Origin of the sequence: Streptomyces sp. YIM 130001 (genome assembly GCF_003574445.1) — a bacterium.
Taxonomy (GTDB): Bacteria; Actinomycetota; Actinomycetes; order Streptomycetales; family Streptomycetaceae; genus Streptomyces.
In genome coordinates this window covers 1-21,416 of the sequence record NZ_KZ984559.1, presented here as the reverse complement: position 1 = coordinate 21,416, position 21,416 = coordinate 1, and the positions used below count along the sequence as shown (strand labels likewise).

Annotated in this window: 18 protein-coding genes and 2 pseudogenes; 10 read left to right on the top strand and 10 right to left on the bottom strand. The window is 69.9% G+C overall.

Annotated features, from left to right (window positions below; genetic code table 11):
• The first annotated feature begins 195 nt into the window (after positions 1–195).
• Both DSC45_RS21240 and DSC45_RS21235 read left to right on the top strand, forming a co-directional pair.
• On the top strand, positions 196–783 hold the full coding sequence (locus tag DSC45_RS21240) for a TIGR03086 family metal-binding protein (protein WP_119293348.1): 588 nt from the start codon (positions 196–198) through the stop codon (positions 781–783).
• A 110-nt stretch (positions 784–893) separates the two neighbouring features.
• On the top strand, positions 894–1,496 hold the full coding sequence (locus tag DSC45_RS21235) for a hypothetical protein (protein WP_119293346.1): 603 nt from the start codon (positions 894–896) through the stop codon (positions 1,494–1,496).
• A 21-nt stretch (positions 1,497–1,517) separates the two neighbouring features.
• Here DSC45_RS21235 and DSC45_RS21230 read toward each other — a convergent pair whose 3' ends face one another.
• The 5 genes from DSC45_RS21230 to DSC45_RS21210 all read right to left on the bottom strand — a co-directional run bounded on the left by DSC45_RS21230 (position 1,518) and on the right by DSC45_RS21210 (position 7,028).
• A complete protein-coding gene (locus DSC45_RS21230) occupies positions 1,518–2,504 on the bottom strand; it encodes a TIGR01777 family oxidoreductase (protein ID WP_119293344.1) in 987 nt (328 codons plus the stop codon).
• A gap of 186 nt (positions 2,505–2,690) precedes the next feature.
• Positions 2,691–4,223 (bottom strand): DHA2 family efflux MFS transporter permease subunit, encoded by a 1,533-nt coding sequence (locus DSC45_RS21225; protein ID WP_119293342.1) that lies wholly within the window; start codon positions 4,221–4,223, stop codon positions 2,691–2,693.
• A 192-nt stretch (positions 4,224–4,415) separates the two neighbouring features.
• Positions 4,416–4,955: a TetR family transcriptional regulator gene (locus DSC45_RS21220; RefSeq protein WP_205571387.1), complete on the bottom strand. Its 540-nt coding sequence runs from the start codon at positions 4,953–4,955 to the stop codon at positions 4,416–4,418.
• A gap of 199 nt (positions 4,956–5,154) precedes the next feature.
• On the bottom strand, positions 5,155–6,375 hold the full coding sequence (locus DSC45_RS21215) for a metallophosphoesterase (protein WP_119293340.1): 1,221 nt from the start codon (positions 6,373–6,375) through the stop codon (positions 5,155–5,157).
• A 383-nt stretch (positions 6,376–6,758) separates the two neighbouring features.
• Positions 6,759–7,028 (bottom strand): hypothetical protein, encoded by a 270-nt coding sequence (locus DSC45_RS21210; RefSeq protein WP_119293338.1) that lies wholly within the window; start codon positions 7,026–7,028, stop codon positions 6,759–6,761.
• 476 nt (positions 7,029–7,504) lie between these two features.
• On the opposite strand from DSC45_RS21210, the gene DSC45_RS21205 reads away from it, so the two are divergent.
• The 7 genes and pseudogenes from DSC45_RS21205 to DSC45_RS21175 form a co-directional block, all read left to right on the top strand.
• On the top strand, positions 7,505–8,287 hold the full coding sequence (locus tag DSC45_RS21205) for an MHYT domain-containing protein (RefSeq protein ID WP_119293336.1): 783 nt from the start codon (positions 7,505–7,507) through the stop codon (positions 8,285–8,287).
• A gap of 207 nt (positions 8,288–8,494) precedes the next feature.
• Positions 8,495–10,912: a sensor histidine kinase gene (locus DSC45_RS21200; protein WP_119293334.1), complete on the top strand. Its 2,418-nt coding sequence runs from the start codon at positions 8,495–8,497 to the stop codon at positions 10,910–10,912.
• Positions 10,909–11,352, top strand: coding sequence for a roadblock/LC7 domain-containing protein (locus DSC45_RS21195; RefSeq protein WP_119293332.1), 444 nt, complete (start codon positions 10,909–10,911; stop codon positions 11,350–11,352). The genes DSC45_RS21200 and DSC45_RS21195 overlap by 4 nt, the downstream gene beginning before the upstream one ends.
• Positions 11,349–11,744 carry a DUF742 domain-containing protein gene (locus tag DSC45_RS21190; RefSeq protein ID WP_119293330.1) on the top strand — a complete coding sequence of 132 codons (396 nt, stop codon included), beginning with the start codon at positions 11,349–11,351 and terminating at the stop codon, positions 11,742–11,744. The genes DSC45_RS21195 and DSC45_RS21190 overlap by 4 nt, the downstream gene beginning before the upstream one ends.
• Positions 11,725–12,345: a GTP-binding protein gene (locus DSC45_RS21185; protein WP_119293328.1), complete on the top strand. Its 621-nt coding sequence runs from the start codon at positions 11,725–11,727 to the stop codon at positions 12,343–12,345. The genes DSC45_RS21190 and DSC45_RS21185 overlap by 20 nt, the downstream gene beginning before the upstream one ends.
• Before the next feature lie 844 nt (positions 12,346–13,189).
• Positions 13,190–15,079: a hypothetical protein gene (locus DSC45_RS21180; RefSeq protein WP_119293326.1), complete on the top strand. Its 1,890-nt coding sequence runs from the start codon at positions 13,190–13,192 to the stop codon at positions 15,077–15,079.
• Positions 15,080–15,408: 329 nt separating this feature from the next.
• Positions 15,409–15,609: pseudogene (locus DSC45_RS21175) on the top strand (ISL3 family transposase); the annotation flags it as partial.
• Positions 15,610–15,659: 50 nt separating this feature from the next.
• Here DSC45_RS21175 and DSC45_RS21170 read toward each other — a convergent pair.
• The 5 genes and pseudogenes from DSC45_RS21170 to DSC45_RS21150 all read right to left on the bottom strand — a co-directional run bounded on the left by DSC45_RS21170 (position 15,660) and on the right by DSC45_RS21150 (position 19,496).
• A complete protein-coding gene (locus DSC45_RS21170; RefSeq protein WP_119293325.1) occupies positions 15,660–16,166 on the bottom strand; it encodes a DinB family protein in 507 nt (168 codons plus the stop codon).
• Positions 16,163–16,714 (bottom strand): annotated as a pseudogene (locus DSC45_RS21165) (transposase); the annotation flags it as partial. The gene DSC45_RS21170 and the pseudogene DSC45_RS21165, both read right to left, overlap by 4 nt.
• Positions 16,715–16,742: 28 nt before the next feature.
• Positions 16,743–17,906 carry a hypothetical protein gene (locus DSC45_RS21160; protein WP_119293323.1) on the bottom strand — a complete coding sequence of 388 codons (1,164 nt, stop codon included), beginning with the start codon at positions 17,904–17,906 and terminating at the stop codon, positions 16,743–16,745.
• Positions 17,907–18,062: 156 nt separating this feature from the next.
• On the bottom strand, positions 18,063–18,227 hold the full coding sequence (locus tag DSC45_RS35795; protein WP_162929292.1) for a hypothetical protein: 165 nt from the start codon (positions 18,225–18,227) through the stop codon (positions 18,063–18,065).
• A 672-nt stretch (positions 18,228–18,899) separates the two neighbouring features.
• Positions 18,900–19,496 (bottom strand): TetR/AcrR family transcriptional regulator, encoded by a 597-nt coding sequence (locus DSC45_RS21150; RefSeq protein ID WP_119293319.1) that lies wholly within the window; start codon positions 19,494–19,496, stop codon positions 18,900–18,902.
• A gap of 89 nt (positions 19,497–19,585) precedes the next feature.
• Here DSC45_RS21150 and DSC45_RS21145 point away from each other — a divergent pair, with 89 nt between their 5' ends.
• The gene (locus tag DSC45_RS21145) at positions 19,586–21,094 is read left to right on the top strand and encodes a carboxylesterase/lipase family protein (RefSeq protein WP_119293318.1); all 1,509 of its coding nucleotides are present in this window, start codon (positions 19,586–19,588) and stop codon (positions 21,092–21,094) included.
• Positions 21,095–21,416: the final 322 nt, after the last annotated feature.

Below are 21,416 nucleotides of genomic sequence, written 5' to 3'. Positions count from 1 at the left end.
CCGGCGGAGCCGGCCGAGCCCTCGCGGCGGTAGCACAGCGAGGTCATCTCTAAGTGCCCTCGCTGTGGCCCCTCTTGAGCCGGGACAACACAACACACGCGGTGCGTCGAGGGCAGCCCCAAATGGCCAGGTGTCCAGGCCTCGTGGCTCTGTAAGGTGCTGCGAGTCGTGTCCGTAATCGCGAGAGGTGGCACCGTGACCGCATCCACCAGCTGGCCAGTCCTCGCCCAGGCCCACGAGGCTCTGCTCGCCGCCGTCAGCGGTGTGGCGCCGGGCGACTGGGACCGGCACACGCCGTGCAGCGAGTGGAATGCCGCCCAAGTGCTGCAGCATGCGGCAGGTGACCAGCTCGGCTACGCCGCGTTCCTGGGCGAGGGAACGGGTCCTGACGAGGACCCGTTCGCCCCTTCGGGAAAGCTGGGCGGCGAACCGGTCGCGGTCGCCGAGGCGGCGGTGCGTACGGCTGCCACGGCGTGGTCCCGCGTACCCGAGGACGCTGTGGACGTGACGGTCCCGCTGCCGCCCAACAAGATGCCCGCAGCTCTCGGCGCGCACGTGTGCGCCCTGGACGCCGCCGTACACGCTTGGGACATCGCCGTCGCCACCGGACAGTCATCGCCCCTGACCGCCGAACTCGCAGCCGAACTGCTCGACGCGGCCCGCCAGTTCGTCGAGCCACTGCGGGCGTTCGCCTTCGCCCCGGTGGTACCGGCTGCGCCGGACGACGACGCGATCGCGGAACTCCTGAAGTACCTGGGCCGGAACCCCGACTGGACCGCGTGACGGTGCACCGCGGGTATAACTCCTGAACTCCCTTCCCGCACCGGGAAGTTGACGTCCTCCGGAGTGCCGTACGTGTGCGTGGCCGTACACGTACGGCTTACGATCCACCGATGGACACCCCGGAGGCACGCCAGGATCGCGCCCGTGTGCGCCGCGCCACCGCGCACACGATCCTCGACCGGCTCGGCCTGTTCGACCGATGGCGCCCGCTCGGCTCACCCGTACTCGTCGGATCGGTCGCGCTGGACCTGGTGGTGGAGCCCGACATCGACATGGAGATCTACTCGCCCGCCCCGTCCGTCGCCGAAGGCTTCGGCGCGCTCGTTGCCTGCGCGCAGCTGCCCGGAGTGCGCGCCCTGCGCTTCAGCAAGGCGCTCGACCTGGCCGACCGCGGCCTGTACTGGCGACTGGACTACGAGTTCACGCCCGACGAGACCTGGAAGATCGACATGTGGTGGCTCCCCGACGACCACCCCGGGCCCCGCGCCGCGGACCTGGTGGCCCCGGTGCGCGCCGCCCTGGGCGACTCGACACGAGACGCCGTCCTCGCAGTCAAGGAGGGCGCGGCGGCACGCGGCGAGGCGGCGCAGGGGGTGTGGGTCTATCAGTCGGTCCTGGACCACGGCGTCCGCACCTACGACGAGTTCCGTGCCTGGCACGCCCGGACCCCGACGGACGGGCTGACGTCGTGGCGCCCGGGCGCCATGGGTTAGTCCACCGGGCTCCCCGGTCGGCTACACCGTGTGGCTGCTCTGTCCAGGAGTCCGGCGCGGTGCCGCACGGAGGTCTCGGGCCCGCCGCACAAGGGACTCTGCGGCCGTCTCCCAGTCGGGGTGGGCGAACGTGAACCCTGCCGCACTCAGCCGCCCCGGCACCACGCGACGGCTCTTGAGGAGCAGTTCGGTGTCCGAGCGCAGGGCGAACGCTCCCACCTCGGCCATCCAACGAGTCGCCGGCAGTCCGACGGGGACGCCCCAGGCCGACCGGAGCGCCCGCATGAGGTCGCGCTGCGGCAGAGGCCCGGGCGAGGCCAGGTTCACCGGCCCGTCGAATTCGTCCCGGGCGATCAGGAACTCGACGGCTCGTACGAAGTCCTCGTCGTGGATCCAGGAGACGTACTGTGCGCCGCCGCCCACCGGCCCGCCCAGCCCGAGTCGCGCCAGCCGCGACAGTACGCTGAACACGCCGCCACGGTCCGGGCTCATCACCATCGCCGAACGCAGTGCCACCTTGCGTGTCCCGGGGGTCGAGGCCTCGGCCTGCGCACGCTCCCAGTTCTTCGCGATGTCGACGCTGTAGGCCCAGTAGTCCGGCACGCCGGGCTCCGTCCCGCCGATCACCCCGGTCGCCTCGTCGTGCGCGGCGTCGAAACGGTGGGCGTAGATCGTGGCCGTACTCATCTGCAGCCAGACGCGCGGTGGTTGGGCGGCGACGGCGATCGCCTCGCCGACCACTCGTGCCGAATCGACCCGGGAGTCCATCATGGCCTGCAGGTTCTCGGTGGTGTACCGGCAGGAGACGCTCCGTCCGGCCAGGTTGATCACGGCGTCGCAGCCGTCGATCGCGGTGGCCCAGTCGCCGAGGGTGGTCCCGTCCCATCCGACTTCGTGCTCCTGCACCGGATGTCGTGTCACCACCGTGACCTCGTGACCGGCCGCTGTCAGCGCACGGTCGAGAATCCGGCCCACCTGTCCGGTTCCCCCGGGCAGTACTACCTTCATCGGTCCCCCTCGGCCTGGTTCGGTGCCAGCATACACTCACATTTTGAACACGTTCAATAATTTGGGGGAGGGGGTGAACTGCCGGATACCGTCCGGCAGGAGCCCAAAAATGTGCCCGCCTCTGTTCCACCGGATGGCCGGTGGAACAGAGGCGGGCGTGCGCGTCGTCGGACGACCCGACGAGTGTCAGTGCATCATCACGGGCCCACGGCTGCTGTCGCCGTCGAGCTTGGTCGGTGTCTTGTGCCGCGGCAGCAGGAAGCCTCCGACGAAGGTCACCAGGATCAGCAGGAATGCCACGGTGAAGGTCGTCGAGAAGCCGGAAGCCGCCTCGGACAGACCCTTCGCCATCGCACCCGGCGGGAGCTGGGCGGCGATCTTCTCGTTCTCCTGGGCGGCGATCGCGGGGCCGGCCAGGTCGGAGCTGGTGAGCTGGTTGGTCAGCACCACGGACATGACCGCCGTACCGACCGAGCTCGCCACCTGCTGGACGATGTTCATGAGGGTGGAGCCCCGCGCGATCATCTCGTCGGTGAGAGTCTGCAGCGCGGCCGTCATCATCGGCATCATGGTGGCGCCCATGCCCATGCCCATCACGAACAGTGCGCCGAGCAGGATCGGGTACGAAGTCTCCGCCCCGATCTGGGTGAGGAAGCCCATGCCGACAGCGATGCCGACGAGCCCGACGAGCACGATGCGCCCGGCACCGGTCTTGTCCACGAGCCGGCCGGCGATCGGCATGGTCAGCATCGCGCCCAGTCCCTGCGGGGCCATGAGCAGACCGGCCTGGAGCGTGCTCTCGCCGCGCACCTGAAGGAAGTACGTGGGGATCAGCAGCATCGCGCCGAAGAACGCGACGGCGAACAGGAACATGGTGCCGACCGCCACGCTCAGCTGCCGGTTCTTGAACAGGCGCAGGTCGATGAGCGGGTGCTCGGGCTTGAACGCGTGCCGGACGAAGAACGCGATGAGGACGGCACCGATGGCCATGGGGACCATGACCTTCGTCGCCAGGAAGGTGCCTTCGTCAGGGATCGACGAGACGCCGAACAGGAACAGCGCGAGTCCGGGGGACATCAGCAGCATGCCGACCACGTCGAACGACTGGCTCGGGGACGGGTCGTCCTTGGGCAGGATCTTGATCGCGGTGAGCAGCGCGATGATGCCGACCGGAACGTTGATGAGGAAGATCCAGTGCCAGCTGTGGCTCTCGATGAGCCAGCCGCCGAGGATCGGGCCGCCGATCGGGCCGAGCAGCATCGGGACACCCAGTACGGCCATCAGACGGCCGATCCGGGCGGGCCCGGCGACACGGGTCATGATCGTCATGCCGAGCGGCATCAACATGCCGCCGCCCAGGCCCTGAAGGACCCGGAAGCCGATGAGTGAGCTGATGTCCCAGGCCATGCTGCAGAGCACGGAGCCTGCGACGAACAGCACCAGGGCGAGCAGGTAGAGGCGCTTGGTACCGAACCGGTCGGCTGCCCAGCCGGTGATCGGGATGACCGTGGCGAGGGCGAGGGTGTAGCCGGTCATGGTCCACGCGACGGTGGAGTAGCTGGCCGAGAATTCCGACTGGAAGGTCGGCAGGGCGATGCTCACGACAGTGATGTCGAGAATGGCCATGAGCATGCCGATGACGACAACGCCGGCGATCTTGAGTGTCCCGGCGTCGAGCTTGTCGTCGGCCCCCGGTGAGGGGGGTGCGGCGGCGGTCATAGGTGAATCTCCAGGAAGAGGTGGTTGGGTTCGTGGATCGCGTGGATCGCGTGGACCTGTGGGACTGACCCAGGGGTCTTGCCGACGGTCATGTGATTCCCCTCTCCGCTCTCCGCGGGGCAGGTGGCCGGTCCCGGGCGGGCCGTGGCGGGAAGGGGGAGCGTGAGCCGGGATCGATGGTGGGGGCGTGGGTCACGCGACGCAGAGGCCTCGCAGGGTGGCGAAGAGGCGGTCGAAGTCCTCGGTGGAGAACTCTGGGCTCGCTGCCTGTAGACACCCGGCCTGACCTTGCGTCACCGTCAGGCGAACCAGCGTTCCGGCGACCGCTGTCGCTACCTGCGGACCGTTGTCGTCCGCCGATGTGCCCATGCGGCGTGCGACCACGTCGACGAGCGCGGACTCGAAGGCCGCGACCCGTTCGTGCATGACCGGGATCAGCTCGGGGTTCGCCAGCAGGACCTGGTGCGTTCGTGGCATGACATCGCGCGTCTCGGACCAGGCGAGGAGATGCTCGGTGAGGAGTGTCTGCAATCCCTCCAGTACCGGTGTCTCCGCGTCCGCGAGGAACCTCTCCACCGCCTCCTCGGACAGCGGTCCCGGCCCGGGGATCACTGCCGCCTTCTTGGACGGGAAGTAGTTGAAGAAGGTGCGCCGTGAAATGCCCGCCGCCTCGGCGATGTCCTCGACGGTGACCCCGGCCAGTCCGTGCTCCAGGACCAGATCAAGGGTCACGCTGGTGATCTCTCGGCTGGTCGCCGTACGGCGACGCTCCCGGAGGTCGGGTCCGCTCGGTGCCGAACCTATGCTGCCGACTGGTGTTTTGCCCACGGGGTTACACCTTAGGCAAGCAGTGCACGGAGTGCAATTATATTCTTTTTGGCATGTACGGGACGCCTTGTGCGGGGCCGGTGCCCATTACTGCCGGGACGCTTCATCCCGAGGGGGCCGGCTGCGGGGAGCGGAGTACGAGCAGGGTGATCTCGCTGGGGGCGAAGACGCGGAACGGCGGGCCCCAGAAACCGGTGCCGCGGCTCGTGTAGAGAAGCGTGCGATCGCCGTGCCGGCTGAGGCCGGCGACGGCGGGCTGGTCGAGGCGCACGAGGTGATGGAACGGCCAGATCTGGCCCCCGTGGGTGTGGCCGGAGAGCTGAAGGTCGACACCGCCCGCGGCTGCCTGGTCGACGAACTTGGGCTGGTGGGCCAGGAGTAGGACCGGCAGGTCGGGATCGGCGCCGTCCAGGGCTCCGGCGAGATCGGCCCGGTGGCCGGCCAGGCCGGAGGACTCCGCGGTGACGTCGTCCACTCCGGCGACCACCAGGGTGGCGCCGCCGCGTTCGAGCAGCAGGTGGCGGTTGCGCAGCGGCTCCCAGCCCAGCTCGTTCATCAGGTCGACCCAGCCCTGCGCCTCGCTGTAGTACTCGTGGTTTCCGGTGACGTAGACCAGGGCCCGAGTGGCTCGCACGGTGCCGAGCGGAGCGGCCTGGGCGCGACGGCGTTCGGCTGTGCCGTCCGCGATGTCTCCGGTGTGGCAGACCAGATCGGCCTCCAGGCCGTTCACGGTCTCGCAGACCCGCGCCGACCAGCGGGCGCGGTCGAGCGGGCCGTAGTGCGTATCGGTGATGAGGACGACGCGGGTGCCGTCCAACTCGGCCTGCAGGCGCGGGAGTTCCACATCGAGTTGGCGCACCCGCGGCACCCGGCGGGCCTCGGCGTACCCCCAGATGAGCAGTACGGCGGCTACGCCGACGATCGCCCAGGTGACGATACGCGCCCGGTCCTGCCCGTCGCCGACCCCGGCCACGGCCAGGGCGAGACGCAGCAGGATGCCGAGCAGGACGGACCAGGTGAACAGCACCCAGCCCGCTCCGAGGAGGGTGTCCCCGACGATCGCCGCTCGGTCCTGCTGCCGGCGGCCGTGGCCGCGCATCATCGCGAGCGGCATACCGAACAGGCAGAGGGCGAACAGGGCGGTGCCGCCCAGCGTCACGGGCATCGGCCAGTGCTGGCCCGCGTGCAGCAGGACCCAGCAAGGGGCGGCCCACAGCAGGACGGGGGCGATCGCAGGGATGTAGCGCATCAGGCGGCGCAGTCGGCTCCCTCGGGGCGCGTGCGCCGAACCGTCCGCGGGTCGGGCGTCGCTGGCGTCGGTCACGCTTCCCCTCCTTCGAGTGACCGGACTGTCGACGCGCGCAATGTATCCGTTCGACCCGGGGGCCGTCCTACCGGGCTCCTGCGGGTGGTCGGCAAGGGGGCCGTGTCCCGGCCCGTGGGCCGTGGTCGAGGGACCGGCGAGGCACTGAACTCACTTTTGGCAAGGTCCTGTTGGCGGCACGCCCCGGCCTGATCCTCCTCTCGAGGGGCATGTGACGTGTAGTTCGCCCGGGAACCGGTCAATGACTCGTGCACTACAGGAAAGGGTGAGGTCCGTCGGCCGGTGCCGGCATGGTGCACGGGGCGGGGCAACGGCAGTTGACAGAGGGGATCCGCTCGCCGACCGGCAAGGCGTCAAGTGACGCAGTGGTTGCCGGTCGAGGCCTACGCGCCGGCGAAGGGGTCACCCAGGGCGCCGGCAAGCCGGATGAGGCCGCGGCTGTCTCCCTCGGTGGTGGCGACGAAAAGGGTGAAGGACCATCCTCGCTCGGCTGCGTATCCGGACGCCCAGGTCAGGAGGTCGTCGACGTCGACCTCGTCCAGGACTTCGTACTCATGCGCAGTCACGGCCGCCAGGTCCCAGAAGTGGACACGGAAGCGGGCGTGGTCCTGCTGCCAGGTGGTGTCGCGGGGATCGACGGCGCGTATGTCCATGCGTCGAGCGTAGGTCGTCGGGTCCGGTCCGCCGGAAGCGCAGACCGCCGTGCTGTGGCGGCAGCGATTCAGGTCGAGGAGCGAGATGCTCGCGTGCGCGTCTGCATAAGGGAGTTGGCCGGTGGAGGCGGAGAGCTGGGGGCCCGGCACGCGGCACTGCCCGCGGCTGTGGACGCAATTGCGGCGGACAGTGCGTACGCCGGGCAATTCGGATCGTGGGCCGCCCGGTGAGGTGTCGTTCCGGCTGTCCGGAGCCCGGACCGGGATGTCCGAAGCGCCCCGCGACGCGGCGTGACAAGAGTCGCACCGATCCATGGGCTCCGGGCAGCCGCACCCGTCGAGCATCCCGCGATCTCGGGGTCTACGCATCGGTAACCCTTGAACGGCCTCGAATTTCGCGCCCAGAACCCTTGATCGCTTGCGTGTTAGCGTCCCGGTCGACCGGGGGGCCGACCGCACACAGCGAGAGGAAATCCGTGGGTCACATGCACCATATGGCGGGGGGCTGGATCACTCCGGTCCTGTCGTACGCGATGGCCGTCCTGGGCGCCGCCCTGGGGCTGCGCTGCACCGTGCGCGCCCTTGCCGCGGGCGGCAGGTCCAAGCGCACCTGGCTGATCACCGCGTCGACCGCGATCGGCGCCGGGATCTGGACCATGCACTTCATCGCGATGCTCGGCTACACCGTCGACGGCACCGCGATCCGCTACGACATTCCACTCACCCTGCTGAGCCTGCTCGTCGCCGTCACCGTCGTCGGCGCCGGCATCTTCACCGCCGGCTACGGCACATCGCGCGTCCGCGCCGTCCTGATCGGCGGCCTCGGTACCGGCCTCGGCGTCGCCGGGATGCACTACATCGGGATGTCGGCGGTCCAGATCAACGGCGACATCGGATACGACCCGACCGCCGTGGCCGCATCCGTCGTCATCGCTGTGGTAGCCGCGACCGCGGCGCTCTGGGCCGCACTCGCCGTCCGCGGGCCGGTGATCGCGACCGTCGCATCCCTGGTGATGGGCCTCGCGGTGAGCAGCATGCACTACACCGGCATGGCCGCGGTACGGGTCTCCGTACACGCGAGCACCGTGCCGCTGAGCGGAGCCAGCGCCACCTCCTTCATCTTCCCGCTCGCGGTGGTGCTCGGTTCCTTCCTCTTCCTGACCTGCGCGTTCGTGGCCCTTTCGCCGACCGCGCGGGAACGCGCCGAGGATCGCGCCGCGGCGCGGCCCCTGCACGAGGTGGAGCTTCCGGCGACCTGAGCCGACGCGGCCTGCGCCGACACTCCGCCCCGCCCCGAACCTGCGGACGGCGTCCCCAACTCCCGCCGTAGCAGGGGCCTTTACGCCGAACCCGCTGACTCTCCCCACGCCCGCGCACAGCCCCCGGCTCCCCGGGCCCCGCTCTCGCGACTCCGCGCCCCGCGATGTCCTTCCCCGCACTCCTGCCCGTCGAGGAGACCTCTCCCCATGCCCGCACGCTTTCCGCTGCCCGAACGACTGCGCCCCAAATCCGTCCGCGCCAAGGTCGTCACCCTGCTGACCGTGCCGGTCGTCTCCCTGATGGCCCTGTGGGGTCATGCGGCGGTCACCACCGCCTCCCAGGTCTCCGACACCGAGCAGCTCAAGCAGATCAACTCCGCGCTGATCACACCGTTGTCGGAGTTCACCGGCGCCGTGCAGAGCGAGCGAGCAGCCGCTCTGAAGTACCGGGCAGCCCCCGGCGAGGACGCCGGCCGTGCGCTGGCCACCGCCAAGTCCCGTACGGACAAGGCCACGTCCGCACTCGACCGCGGCCTCGCGTCGAGCACCACCGACATGGCCGCCCTCGACTCCGGCCTGCCCGAACGGATCGAGCGGCTCCGCGCAAGCGCCGCCGGCCTCGACGCCCCGCGCAAGGCGACCGTCGACGACGCCACCGGCCGGAGCGCCGTCCTGCGCGGTTACGGCAGTGCGATCGACCGGGGCCAGGCGGTACGCGCCGGGCTTGCCCGAGCCGACCGGACCGACGCCGCGTCCGACACCCGTACCGTCCTCGAACTGGCCCGCGCCCGCGAGGCACTCAGCCGCCAGGACGCCGTGCTCAGTGCCGCGCAGGCCGCGGGGCGGATGACGGGCACCGAGTACCGCGACTTCGTCGGCGACGTGGCCCTGCAGCGCGCGCTCGCCGAAGGCGCCGTGTCCGATCTGCGCCCGGCCGACGCGACGGCCTACCGCAAGGCGCTCGACTCGTCCGACGCCAACCGCCTCGCCTCCGCCCAGAACGCGGTGCTGCAGGCGGGCCCCGCCGATGCCGCCGAGGCCGTGTCCGCCGAGCGCTGGCAGGCGGGCGCCGCGCCGACCCTCGCCGGGCTCGATCGCGCCGATACCGAGGCGACCGCGGCGGGCGCGGACGCCGAGCCGTACTCCCTCGCCACACTGGGAAGTTCGGGACTCGCCGTGTTCCTCGGCCTGCTCGGCGTAGTGATCTCCCTGCTTCTGTCCGTACGCATCGGCCGCGGCCTCGTCGCCGACCTGACGGGGCTGCGCAACTCCGCGCTCCAGCTCGCCTCCACCCGCCTCCCGGCTGCGATGCGGCGCATCCACAACGGCGAGGAGATCGACCTGGACGCCGAGGCCCCGCTGGACCGCGCCGCCGCCCGCGACGAGATCGGGCAGGTCGGCGCGGCCCTCACCACCGTGCAGCGGGCCGCGCTGCGCGCCGTCGCGGGCCGGGCCGCCGTACTCACCGGCGTCTCCGGCGTCTACGTCAGCCTCGCGCGCCGCAGCCAGGTGCTGCTGCACCGCCAGCTCGAACTCCTCGACACGATGGAGCGCCGTACCGAGAACCCCACCGACCTCGAGGACCTTTTCCGCCTCGACCACCTCACGACCCGCATGCGCCGCCACGCGGAGTCCCTGCTCATCCTCTCCGGCTCCGCACCCGGCCGCGCCTGGCGCAACCCGGTACCGCTGCTCGACGCCGTCCGGGCCTCGATCGCCGAGACCGCCGACATCGAGCGGTTCCACCTCGAGGACATCCCCGATCTGCAACTCGGCGGCAGCGCCGTCGCCGACTTCATCCACCTGGTGGCCGAACTCGCCGAGAACGCGACCGGGTTCTCGCCGCCGCACACCCCCGTGGTGGTACGCGGCGAGGAGGTCGGCGCCGGAGCCGTCCTGGAGATCGAGGACCGCGGGCTCGGCATGGGGGACGAGGCGTTGACCGCGGCCAACGCGAAGATCCGAGCCGCCGACATCGACCTGCTCGACTCCCGCCAGCTCGGCCTCTTCGTGGTCAACCGCCTCGCCGAACGCCAACGCATCGACGTCACCCTGCGCCGTTCCGTGTACGGCGGCGTCACAGCAGTCGTGTTCCTCCCCAAGGAACTCCTCGAGGCCCCGCAACCGGGTCTGCGACCGCTGCCGGAACCAACTCCCGCACGCGCCGAACTCCCCGCACGCGACGCGCGTCACGCACGCCCCACCGCGGCACGGGAGCCCACCACGCTCCCGCAGCGGCCCCGGCCCGCCACCGCTGACGTGGAGCCACTGCCGCGGCGGACCCCGCCGACCGGCAACGACGCCCCGACACATATCCCGGCCCATGCCCGGCCGCCGGAACCCGAACCGATCGCGGAACCCGAACCGGCCCCGGCCCCGACCCGAGCCCCCGCCCCGGACGACGACGGCCTCCCCAAGCGCGTACGACAGGCCAGCATCGCGCCCGAACTGCGCACGGCCCACAGCGACGATCCCGCCGGTCCGGCGCAGGCCGCTCCCGACACCACCGCCCGCCGTTCCCCCGAAGCAGCCCGAGCCACCATGGCCTCGCTGCGCTCGGGCCGGCGACGTGCGTACGAGACCCGGGACGAGTCGCCCGCAGCGAACGAAGAAGGAACCCGATGACCCCCACGTACACCGTCACGCACCTGGGCGACGACGAGGAACCGTCCGGCAGCGCCGGTATCGACTGGCTCCTCGACGACCTGGTGAACCGGGTCGCCGAAGTCCGTTACGCGGTCATGCTCTCCAGCGACGGCCTCACCACCGGCGCCTCCACCGGGATGGGCCGCGACGAGTCCGAGCGCTTCTCCGCGATCGCCTCCGGCTTCCACTCCCTCGCCAAGGGTGCGGGCCGCCACTTCGGCGCCGGAGGCGTCATCCAGACGATGGTCGAACTCCAGGGCGGCTTCCTGTTCGTGGTCGCGGCGGGTGAGGGCTCCTGCCTCGCCGTGTTCACCGCCGGGCACGCGGACATCGGCCTGGTGGCCTACGAGATGACCCTGCTCGTCGACCGCGTGCGCGAGCACCTCGAGGTACCCACCAGGCAGGACGGTGCTCCGTGAGCGACGCATGGACCGACCGGTACGACGACGACGCGGGGCCGCTCGTACGCCTCTACGCGATGACGGCCGGCCGTGCCCGCACGGAGAACGGCGCCGAACGTGTCGATCTGATGGCCATCGTCCGGACCACCGGTACGGCCCTGTCCGCCCCGCTGCCGCCGGAACAGCGGGCCCTCCTGGACCTCTGCGCCGGCGCCCCGAGACCGGTCGCCGACCTGGCATCGGACTCGGGGCTGCCGCTGGGCGTCGTCCGAGTCCTGCTGGGCGACCTGACCGCGCACGGCCTCGTCCGCATCTCCCCGCCCTCGTCCGCATCCGACTCCGCGTCCACGGCCCACCGCCCGGACGCCCGCCTCCTGCGAGAAGTGATCCATGGCCTCCGCACACTCTGAGCACGCGGACAACTCCGACTTCACGGCCCTGAAACTCCTGATCGCCGGTGGCTTCGGAGTCGGCAAGACAACCCTGGTGGAGGCAGTCAGCGAGATCCGCCCCCTGCGCACGGAAGAACACCTCACCGAGGCGTCCCGCCCGGTGGACTCGCTGCACGGAGTGGAAACCAAGACGACCACCACGGTCGCCATGGACTTCGGCCGGATCACCCTGCGCCAAGGGCTCGCCCTGTATCTCTTCGGCACCCCGGGTCAGGACCGATTCTGGTTCGTCTGGGACGAGTTGACCACCGGCTCGCTGGGCGCGGTCGTGCTGGCCGACACCCGCCGCCTCGCGGACTGCTTCCCGGCCGTCGACTACTTCGAGAGCCGCCACATCCCCTTCGTCGTCGCCGTCAACTGCTTCGACGGCATCCGTACCCACTCCCCGCGAGCGGTCGCCCGTGCCCTCGACCTCAACTCCGCCACACCGGTGGTGCTGTGCGACGTGCGCGAGCGCGAGTCCGGCAAGGAAGTCCTGATCTCCTTGGTGGAACACGTCCTGACCGGGGAAGCGGGACCGACCGCTCCGTCGGACCCGGCGAAAGTCCCCGGGAGTTGATCCGCGAGTCAGGCGGCGATCTGAACGAGCAGCGCCGCTGCCGCACGGGACGCCTGCGGCATGTCCCTGGACGACCCGGTGCGAGGTAGGCCCGCGTGCGACGTCCGCCGACGCACGATTCCCGCCCGCCGGCAGGCGGCTGGGTCGAGGACGTCGGCGTGCGGTCGGCCGACCGGTGCGCGTATGGCATGTTGGGCGGACCGATTCATCCCTGAGAGGAGTTGTTATGCGACGTCGACCGGCGTCGGGGGTCTGGCGCGTAACGCGGCTCGTGTGCGCTGTGGTCGCTGCGTTGTTCCTGGTGTACGTGATCGTCTCTGTGGCCTCGCGGCGCTGACTCGGGGCCGCGGTGCACCCTGCCCCTCCATGACGTCACCCGCGAGCCGGCCGCCCGCCTCGTCGAGCAGGCGATGGAAGAGTGGGGTCGCGGGAAAGAGAGGACGGCGGGTGAGGGCTGAGTCGGGGATCGACGCAGAGGTGCGCTTCGCGCGCCTGGAGCGGGAAACCCCTTGGGCGTCGCTTGCACCCGTCGGCGAAGCCGGTGCGGAGCGCGGGGTAGCGGTAGCGACCTCCTGGAGCCGCTCCAGCCCTGCTCGGCCCGACAAGGCCAGACTCCGGCACCAGATCTGACTCGGCACGGTCACCCTCGCAACCCTGACCGTCTGACTCCGCACATGATCCAAGAAGCAGTGCCTGGCCCAGCCGCCTCCCGCCTTTGGCTGCGAACTGATCTGCGTTCGGCCGCAGTTGCTCACCCACCGGCCATTTTCCGACGGGTACGACAAGGAGTCGATCGCTCGGAACGTGGGGGTGTCGCCCTTGTCCGCGGCTCGTTGCGCAGGCCATGGCTCAGTCTGAAAAGCGCATCACGTCGTCCGCCTCCGCTCACCGACCGGCCGACGACTCCGAGCAGCGAATAGCGCTTGATCAGGTGGAGGCCGTGCTGATCGAGCACTATGCCCGTCTGGTCAGGCTCGCCTACCTGACGCTTTCGGACCACCGTGGCCGTCACCGACATGTCCTGGACGCGCACCGCCTGGTGCAGCAGGTGCTGCCGCGCCTGTCCCGTCAGGTGGACGTCGGGGCGGAGGGAGGAGCCTACGGTTGGCTCAGGACTCGCGTGGTGCGCACCGCGCTGCGTGCCCGCCGTGGGCGCGGTGTTCCCGTCGTCATCGGTCTGCGCCTGTTTCCGCGGGCCGGCGGGGCCGTGGAGCTTGTGCTCGATCGGCGGCTTGCGGAGGTGCCGCCTGCCGTGCGGGCCGCGTACGCGCTGCTGGTTCTGGAGGAGCTGCCGGCCGCCGAGGTGCGCCGCATCGTCGACGACGCCGACGGGCTACGGCAGGCGGTAGCGCTGCGCGACCAGTTGGGCGAGAGCGGGCAGCAGGCTCTGCGTTCCACCGAGTTCGACCCTTGCACCGTGCAGACCACGCCGGACGACCTGCTGCGTCGCCGTCGTAACAGCAGGCTGGGCGCGGCGGCCGTCTCCGCGCTGGTTCTGGCCGGATGCGGCGTCATGGTCGCGCAGGTTCTGCAGCCACCACCCGCCCCCTTGGCCGACCCGGCAGGCGGCAAACCTGCCGTCTCCCGCGCGCTGGATCCCGAGCGACTGGTCCTGGCTGACCCGAAGGCCTGGGCGGACACTTCCCGCGTCGACCTGACCGCTTGGCCCGCACGCGGTGATCGCACCCGTGATTCCGGGCTGCTCTCACGTGCGCTGCGGGTCTGGGATCATCCGTCCGAATCGGTACGACGCACGGTCGAGCCCGGCGCCTCCACTCAGGGTCCGGCCCATTCCCCGCAACTGCTCTACGCGGGCAACGTCGACACTCGCAACATCGTGCTGTTCTACGACGGTGAACGTACCGTCAGGTACACCGAACCGGTACAGGCCGGCGGGTCGGCAGCCACCCTCGAGATCGCGCGGTCCGACAACTCCGACGTGACCGACGCGTCGGCGCTGACGCTCACCCGGACCCGGACCGCAGCCCGCTATCTGCTTGCCCCGTGGATCTCCGAATCGGGCCTGCGGGACCTGCGTAAGCCGGACAGCCTTCCCCAACCGCTGGCGCTCACCTCGGGCGTCACCCCCGAGGTCCCGCTGCCGCCGGCGAAGGGCTGCGGAAGCTGGCCCACCCTGCAGTTGCGATCCTCGTCGAAGATCGTGGAGAACCACAGATTCCTGCTCACCGACCTGGGTGGATTCGCACCCGTTCACCTCACGTACCAAGCCTTGCCAGGGCGCGCCGAGAACGCACGCGCGGGCCGTCCCGTCGAAGCGACCAGCTCCGCCGCTCTCACGGCCTGGTCCACCACCTCATGCGGTCTGCCCCAACTCGACCCCGGCGTACGGTCGGTCAACACCTGGGACTTCGCTCTCCAGAAGCTACCGGGCGGCGGAAGCGGCACCTGGAACTGCATGCGCGCCGACACCTGGAAGGGCCCGGGGCAGGTACTCATCGGCCTACGCCCCTCCAGTGGCAAACCGCTGCTGGCCGCATCCGCGCGCAACACCGCCGCCTGCTCGCGCTACGGGCAGCACGTGGTGGCGGGGGTCAAGTACCGCACGTCCGAGGGAGACCGCTATCTCCTCGCGGCCGGCTCCCGGGCCGTCACCGAACTGACCGCCGCGGGCAAGACGTCGACACGCCCCACCCTGGCGGTACGCAACCCGCCCGACGACCGCGTGAAGGCCCTCACCCGCACCGGTCAAATCCTCAGGCCCCCGGGGACATGAGGATGTGGGGGAGAGGTCAGGAGGATGCGGGGGAGAGGTCAGGAGGCAGGCCGCATGCGTCGATGGGCCGTGGATCCCTGCCCAGGCCTCCGGCGATCTCGCCGTGCCGCACCCCCTGCCGTGCCCGTCCGCAGGGGACGACTCCTGCTCCTGAGACGAGCAGGACCCCACCGGCCGGCGCGATCGTCCGGGCGACCTCGTCGTGACTGACGATCTACCTCGGCCACGGCCTGACCGGTATGCGGGATCTTCGCACTTGAGGGTGTAGTCCGGTCGGCGCGTCGGTGGCCGGGTAGGGGTCGAGGTCTCCCGAGGATGGAGGTGGCCATGATCTCGGGCTCGAAGTGCTCGGGCAGCGGTTGGAGCCCGATCGGGCGATTCTCCGGTGCCGGGTTGTCGAGCCCGTCAGATGGTGTCGTCGCCGCGTCTGCCAGGGCGCGGCCAGGGACACGGTGGTCCGGCGGTTGGCGCACGAGCCGTTCGGGTGGCGGCCCACGGTGTTGGAGGTCAGCCTCCGCCGATACCGGTGTAACGCCGCCTCCGACGACCGGAACACGGACCGACGGCGCGCCGCGAGCCGTCAGTCGCCGACGCTGCCGTCGATCATCTCGCGCAGGATGTCCGCGTGGCCCGCGTGCCGGCCGGTCTCCAGGATCACGTGCAGGTACACCCACCGCAACGTCAGCTCCTTGCCCCGCGGTGCGTAGTCGAGGCTGTGCTGGGCGGCGATCTCGCGGGAGCGGTCGCACTCCGCCTGGTAGGCGCCGATGACGTCGTCGAGCTTCTCGTTCGGCTCCAGCCGCAGGTCGGCCTCCGGGTCTGCGTCGGTCCACGGCGGCGTGGGCAGCTCCGCGGCGGGGATCTGCCCGATCTGCTGGGCGAACCCGCCCAGTTCCACCCACCGCAGGTGTTTGATCAGGCCGCCGAGGTTGGTGCCGGTCGGCACCGGGCTGCGCCGGGCGTCCTCCTCCGACACCCCGCGGGCCTTGCGCACGACGGCGTCGCGCAGGTAATCCAGGAACGTCTCGAGCTGCTCGCGCTCGCTGGCGGCGACCACGCTGCCGAGGATCTCACCGGGTCTAGTCATGGCCCGAACGTAGCACTCGGGCCGACCCTCGCAACGGGGGCCAGTTGTGGCCTGAAGCCGCCGGTCTCGAGCAGGCTGCGGGCGAAGTAGTTGGTCAGGTTCCTGAACCCGGGTGCGGAGCCGCGCAGATGCTCGAGCCGACCGTTGATGGCTTCGGTCGGGCCGTTGCTGGTGCCAGGCCGGTCGAAGTAGGAGAGCACGTCGGCGGCGCGCTTCTTCAGCGTTCTGCCGAGCTTCGCGACCTCGACCAGCGCCTTCGGGACACCGGTGCCGAAGTCGTTGATCAGCTTGACCATCGCCTCACGTCCTCGGCTGCGGTCCTCCTCGCGGTAAGCCGCGATCATGCGCTGGTAGACGCCCCAGGTCGCTTCGACCTCAACATGGCCCTCGTCGGCGAACAGCTGGTTGAGTCGGTCGATCTGTCGGTCGGTGAGCAGCCCGGCACCGGTGTGCAGGGTCCGCCGCGACTTGTAGAGCGGGTCGTCCTCGAAGCCGCGGTGGCCGTGGATCGCGAGTTGCACACGGCGGCGGCACTGGTCGAGGGCATCGCGGCGCGCGGGATGTGGTGGAGCAGGGTCAGCGCGGGATGTGGTGGAGCAGGAGCCTCGCCACCTCGGGATGTAGTACGTCGTGATGCGCCCCGGTGGGGACAGGGCCGTCTCGTACGACCGAGCCGGCGTCGATGTTCACGAAGGATGCGCTGGGAAGGCCGTCCGCCAGCACGTCATTCAGGCGCAAGGCCGGCGGGCCGTCCACGCCGTGCAGTCCGTCGAATCCAGCGGCACCCCACTTGCGCCCGACGGTCGACAGTTCGGCGGCGTCCCCGACCATCTGAGTGGCGAGCGGATGCATCAGTCCCAGGCTGATGTCCGCGTCGGAGAAACACGTCACCACTGCACCCCTGACGAGTCTCTGCCGGTCCCAGAGTGCGCCGTGGCCGGACACCTGGTGGGGGAGGGAACTGGCAAAGGCGAAGTGTGAGATGGCCGCCTGCAGGAGGGTGAGGCTCTGCACGCTCGGAGACGGTTCTCCACTGTGCTCCAAGCCGCGGAGGGTGAAGCCCGCGAGACGGCCTCCCAGGCCGTGGCCCACGAGGTGGATGCGCAGGTTCCCCGCCGCACTGGCCAGCCCTCTGACGCAGGGACCAAGTCCCAGTTGGCCGACCAGTCCTGCGCGACGGCGCAGTACGTGATAGACGACCTGCCGCAGCAGCTCGTGAGCGCCGAGCCAGAGCTTGTTCCAGTCCTGGGCCAAGCGCTGGTCGCCGGTCGGGCCGGCTTTGGCGACGGTCCCCGGCTGTGTGAGGCGTGGACTCAGCGGATGCGCGGGACGCGGTCCCGCAGCATGGAATTCGTGCAGCGTACCGGCCGTGGACGGTGCCTCCGCCGTCACACCGGGGCGCGGAAACTCGTGACGCTCGGGCTTGCGCTTCTCACCGGAACTGTCGCGAACGTCTTGCAGCGCGTCGGCGAACTCGCCGCAGACCGAGGTCGTGTCCTCGAACAGCATGAGTGGATCGGCCTGGGGGACCAGTTCCCCCTCCGTGTCCTCGGTGAAATCGGCCCTCGGATCTTCCAGAGAGACGGCCGCAAGTTCTCTGAGCGCCGACCCGAAGTCGTCGAAGGCTGGTTCCCTCAGGGGTTGTTCGTGCAGGAGAGTTGCCAACTGCCTTATCGGGGCGGTGCTCTGAGGAAATGCGCGCAGCAGGTCGTCCACCAGCTGCGGCGGCAGATCGGGCAAGACGTCCCGTGCCGTCGCTATCTCCTGAGTATTGAGGCCGGGCACGGGTTCGTCGCGGAACCGAAGAGAGGGCCAGCGCACACCTAATATGCCGACAGAATCCGACTGCGCACTGTGCGGAGCCAGCAGGTCCGCCAGTTGGTCGTCGAACGCGTCCTACGTCGCGGCGTCGTTGTGCGCCCCGTGCGCGATGACGAAGAGGTCCGCGCAACCACTGTCGGCGATCGCTATGAGAGTCCGCTGCGCAGCCGCTTCATCGAACCCGCCGTGGGCAGTGAAGGTCAGCTCGCCAACTCGCCGGACGCGCGCTCGGTCATCCATGACAAAGATCCTCCACTCACGCTCGCGTCGCGCGAGCGACGTCCTTGGCGGAGTCGAGACCTCGTCGGCCTCGACCGGTGTTTCCGGGCAGTCCTGTGAAGCCGTGGCACAGCGCCTGCAGACGCGATGAGGGCCCCGCACGTCGAATGTGACGAGGCGCCGATCTCGCAAGAACGGGTATCCCCTGAAGGCCGGGCGAAACGCGCGGATGCTCGGAACACAGGCGAGAAGTGGCGTGACCGCGGCCGCACTTCGGGGGCGGATCGACCAGCCGACCGGAGGGCAGAGGAGCACAACGTCCTCGTCCCCGCACTGACCGGCCGGACCTCTCGCCTGGAGAGGCACGGTCGAGAAGGAGTACGAGCCCTGCGAGACGCGCTCGAACAGGCCCACGGCGAGAAAATTCCACCTCCGACGCGAACTCGCCCGCCGAGCTCCGGACTGATCGACGCGTCTGAACTCCCTGATCAGGTAGACGAGTTGACTGTCAGAGGCGTGCGGCAAGCTCCCTCTCGACAGTGCGCTACGGGGCGGGCTTCGCATCAGGAACGGTTGCATGGAGTTCGAGCACAGCGCATTCGGTCCGAACGCCGCTGGCATGACGCTCCATCACCCGGGGTGCGGAGTCGGATGCCCACGGTCGGTCGGGCCCCCGCCCTTCGGTGCTCGGATCTATTCGGTGAACAGTCCGGCCAGGTGCTGATCGATGGCGTCGAGTGCCTCCTGAGGGCTGACCACGTCGAGTTCGATGAGAGGGGTGAAGCCGGTGAGGGCGAGGAGCAGATTTGTCTCGGTCACCGGGTCACGGTCGGAGTGGATGTGCCCGTCGGAGATCGCCTGGCGGACCAACTGCTCGACGCGCCGGCGACCTTGGGAGAGTCCGGTGCGCGCCTGTTCGTGGATGTTCTCGTCGTGCAGGGCCTCGAGGACGTAGGCGGCGCTCATCCGGCTGGCGGCACGTGCGTCGGCGTGGAGGGGGAGCATCTCCGCGAGCGTCACGCGCAGCACATCGCGGGGGTGCGGGTGATCGCCGAATTCCTTCATGCCGCGCTGGATGCGGAGTGCGGTCTGCTCGGATGCGAAGTCCATCGCGAAGGAGAGCATGGCGGCCCGGGAGGCGAAGTAGTGCTGCAGCTGTCCGAGAGAGATGCCCGCCTCCCCGGCGACCTCGCGCATGGACAGATGCCCGATGCCGCGGTCACCCACCACCTGCCAGAGTGCGCGCGCGATCGCTTCACGGCGCCCGCGGTGATCCACCTGCTTCGGCATGGCCGGCCTCTCCCTGCGATCTTTTCCGTACGAGTGACATAATACATCTGACCTATAAAGGTGGCAGGCACGTACGGGAGGGAAGCGTCATGGATGAACGACCAAAAGTGCGGACCACGGAAGGCATCCTGCAGGGGCGGCGGCGCCAGGGGCACGCGGTGTTCCGGGGAATCTCCTACGCCGAGCCCCCGGTGGGGAGTCTCCGCTTCGCCGCACCCGTCCAACCGCACCACTGGGACGGGACCCTGCAGGCAGCCGAGTTCGGCCCCGTGGTGCCGCTGTCCCTGCCTATCGACGTGGACGAGACGGGGGGTACGGACTGGTTGACGCTCAACGTCTGCACCCCTGACCCGGGCGCGACAGGACTGCCGGTGCTGGTCTGGTTCCCCGTGGGCGGCTACGTGGCTGCCACGTCCAGCGATCCGACGTACGACCCGACCGCCTTGGCCGCAGGCGGCCTTGTCGTGGTGAGTGTCAACTCCCGGGTGGGTGCGGAAGGTTTCGCGTTCCTCGACGACGCACCGCCCAACCGCGGCTTCCTCGACCAGATCGCAGCACTGGAGTGGGTGCAGCGCAACATCTCCTCCTTCGGTGGGGATCCCGGTCAGGTCACCGTCGGCGGGGTGTCCGCAGGAGCGGGATCAGTCGCGGCCCTGCTGACGATGAAGCCGGCACGCAGCCTGTTCCGGCGGGCCATCACTCACTCAGTACCCGGAATGCACGCCACTGCGGCGCTGGCACGGGAAACCACCGCCGCTCTCGCGAAACGGCTCGGCGTCGCCCCCACGGCCTCGGCGTTGCGGGACATCGAACCCTGGCGGTTGGCGGCAGAGGTCACCTCCCTCAACGCCGGCCTCCACGCATACCGGGAGCGCTGGGGACGGATCACGGAGTCCGGCACGTCTCTGTGCCCCGTCATCGACGGCGAGGTCCTCTCCGAAACGCCCTGGCCCGCACTGACCCACGGCCGTGCGAGCGGGATCGAGCTGCTCGTCGGCCATACACGGGACGAATTCCGGCTGTTCAGCGTCACGACCGGACGCCGGGGCAGTTTCACCGATGAAGACGCCCGCGCCGCACTCGACTTGCTCGCCCCACCTCCGCACGGCGCGGACGCCTACCGCTCCGCACACCCGCAGGCCACCCCGGAGGAGCTGCTGGAAGCCGTGTACTCCGACGCCTTCTTCCGTATGCCGTCGTTGCAGTTGGGCGAGGCGAATGCTGCAGCGGGTGGTGCCTCGTACCTGTTCGAGCTGCGATGGCCGTCCCCTGCCCGCGGCGGAATCCTGGGCGCGTGCCACAGCCTCGACATCCCGCTGGCGTTCGGCACGCTGAACGGTCCCATCGGCACGGCACTCATCGGCGACCCGCCTACACCCGAAGCCTTCGCCGTCTCCCGTGAACTCCAGCAGTCCTGGATCGACTTCGTCACCTACGGCACTCCAGGATGGGCCGCCTACCAACCGGATCAGCAACTCACTCGAGTCCTGGACGCCACGCCCGAGACCCGCCCCTACCCGGAACAGGCTTCCCGTCACATCTGGTCCGACCACCACCCGGCGCCCTTCGACCTCCCGACGCCAGGTCGGCACCCCTGATCTGACGGGGCCAGAAGCTGAGCCGACGGGAACACCCCGCTGGCGCGGGCAAGGGTGTCTGTCGCCGCCGCCCCACGCGGTGTTCGGGCAGGACCTCGTCGAGGAGTGGCAATCGTCCACGGTCGAAACGGCCGCGTCATCGCCTCGCCGCAGTCGGCTCGTCACCGCGCGCGGACTCACTGCGCAGAACCCGGTGAGCCTTTCCATCTTCACTTCGGGCAGGTGAGGCGGGAGAGCGACGGCGGCTTGAACGGGACCGGTGATGCGTGAGGTTCGGCATCGGAGCTTGCGCAGGAGTCGCCAGGTCCTGAGCCAGAACGCC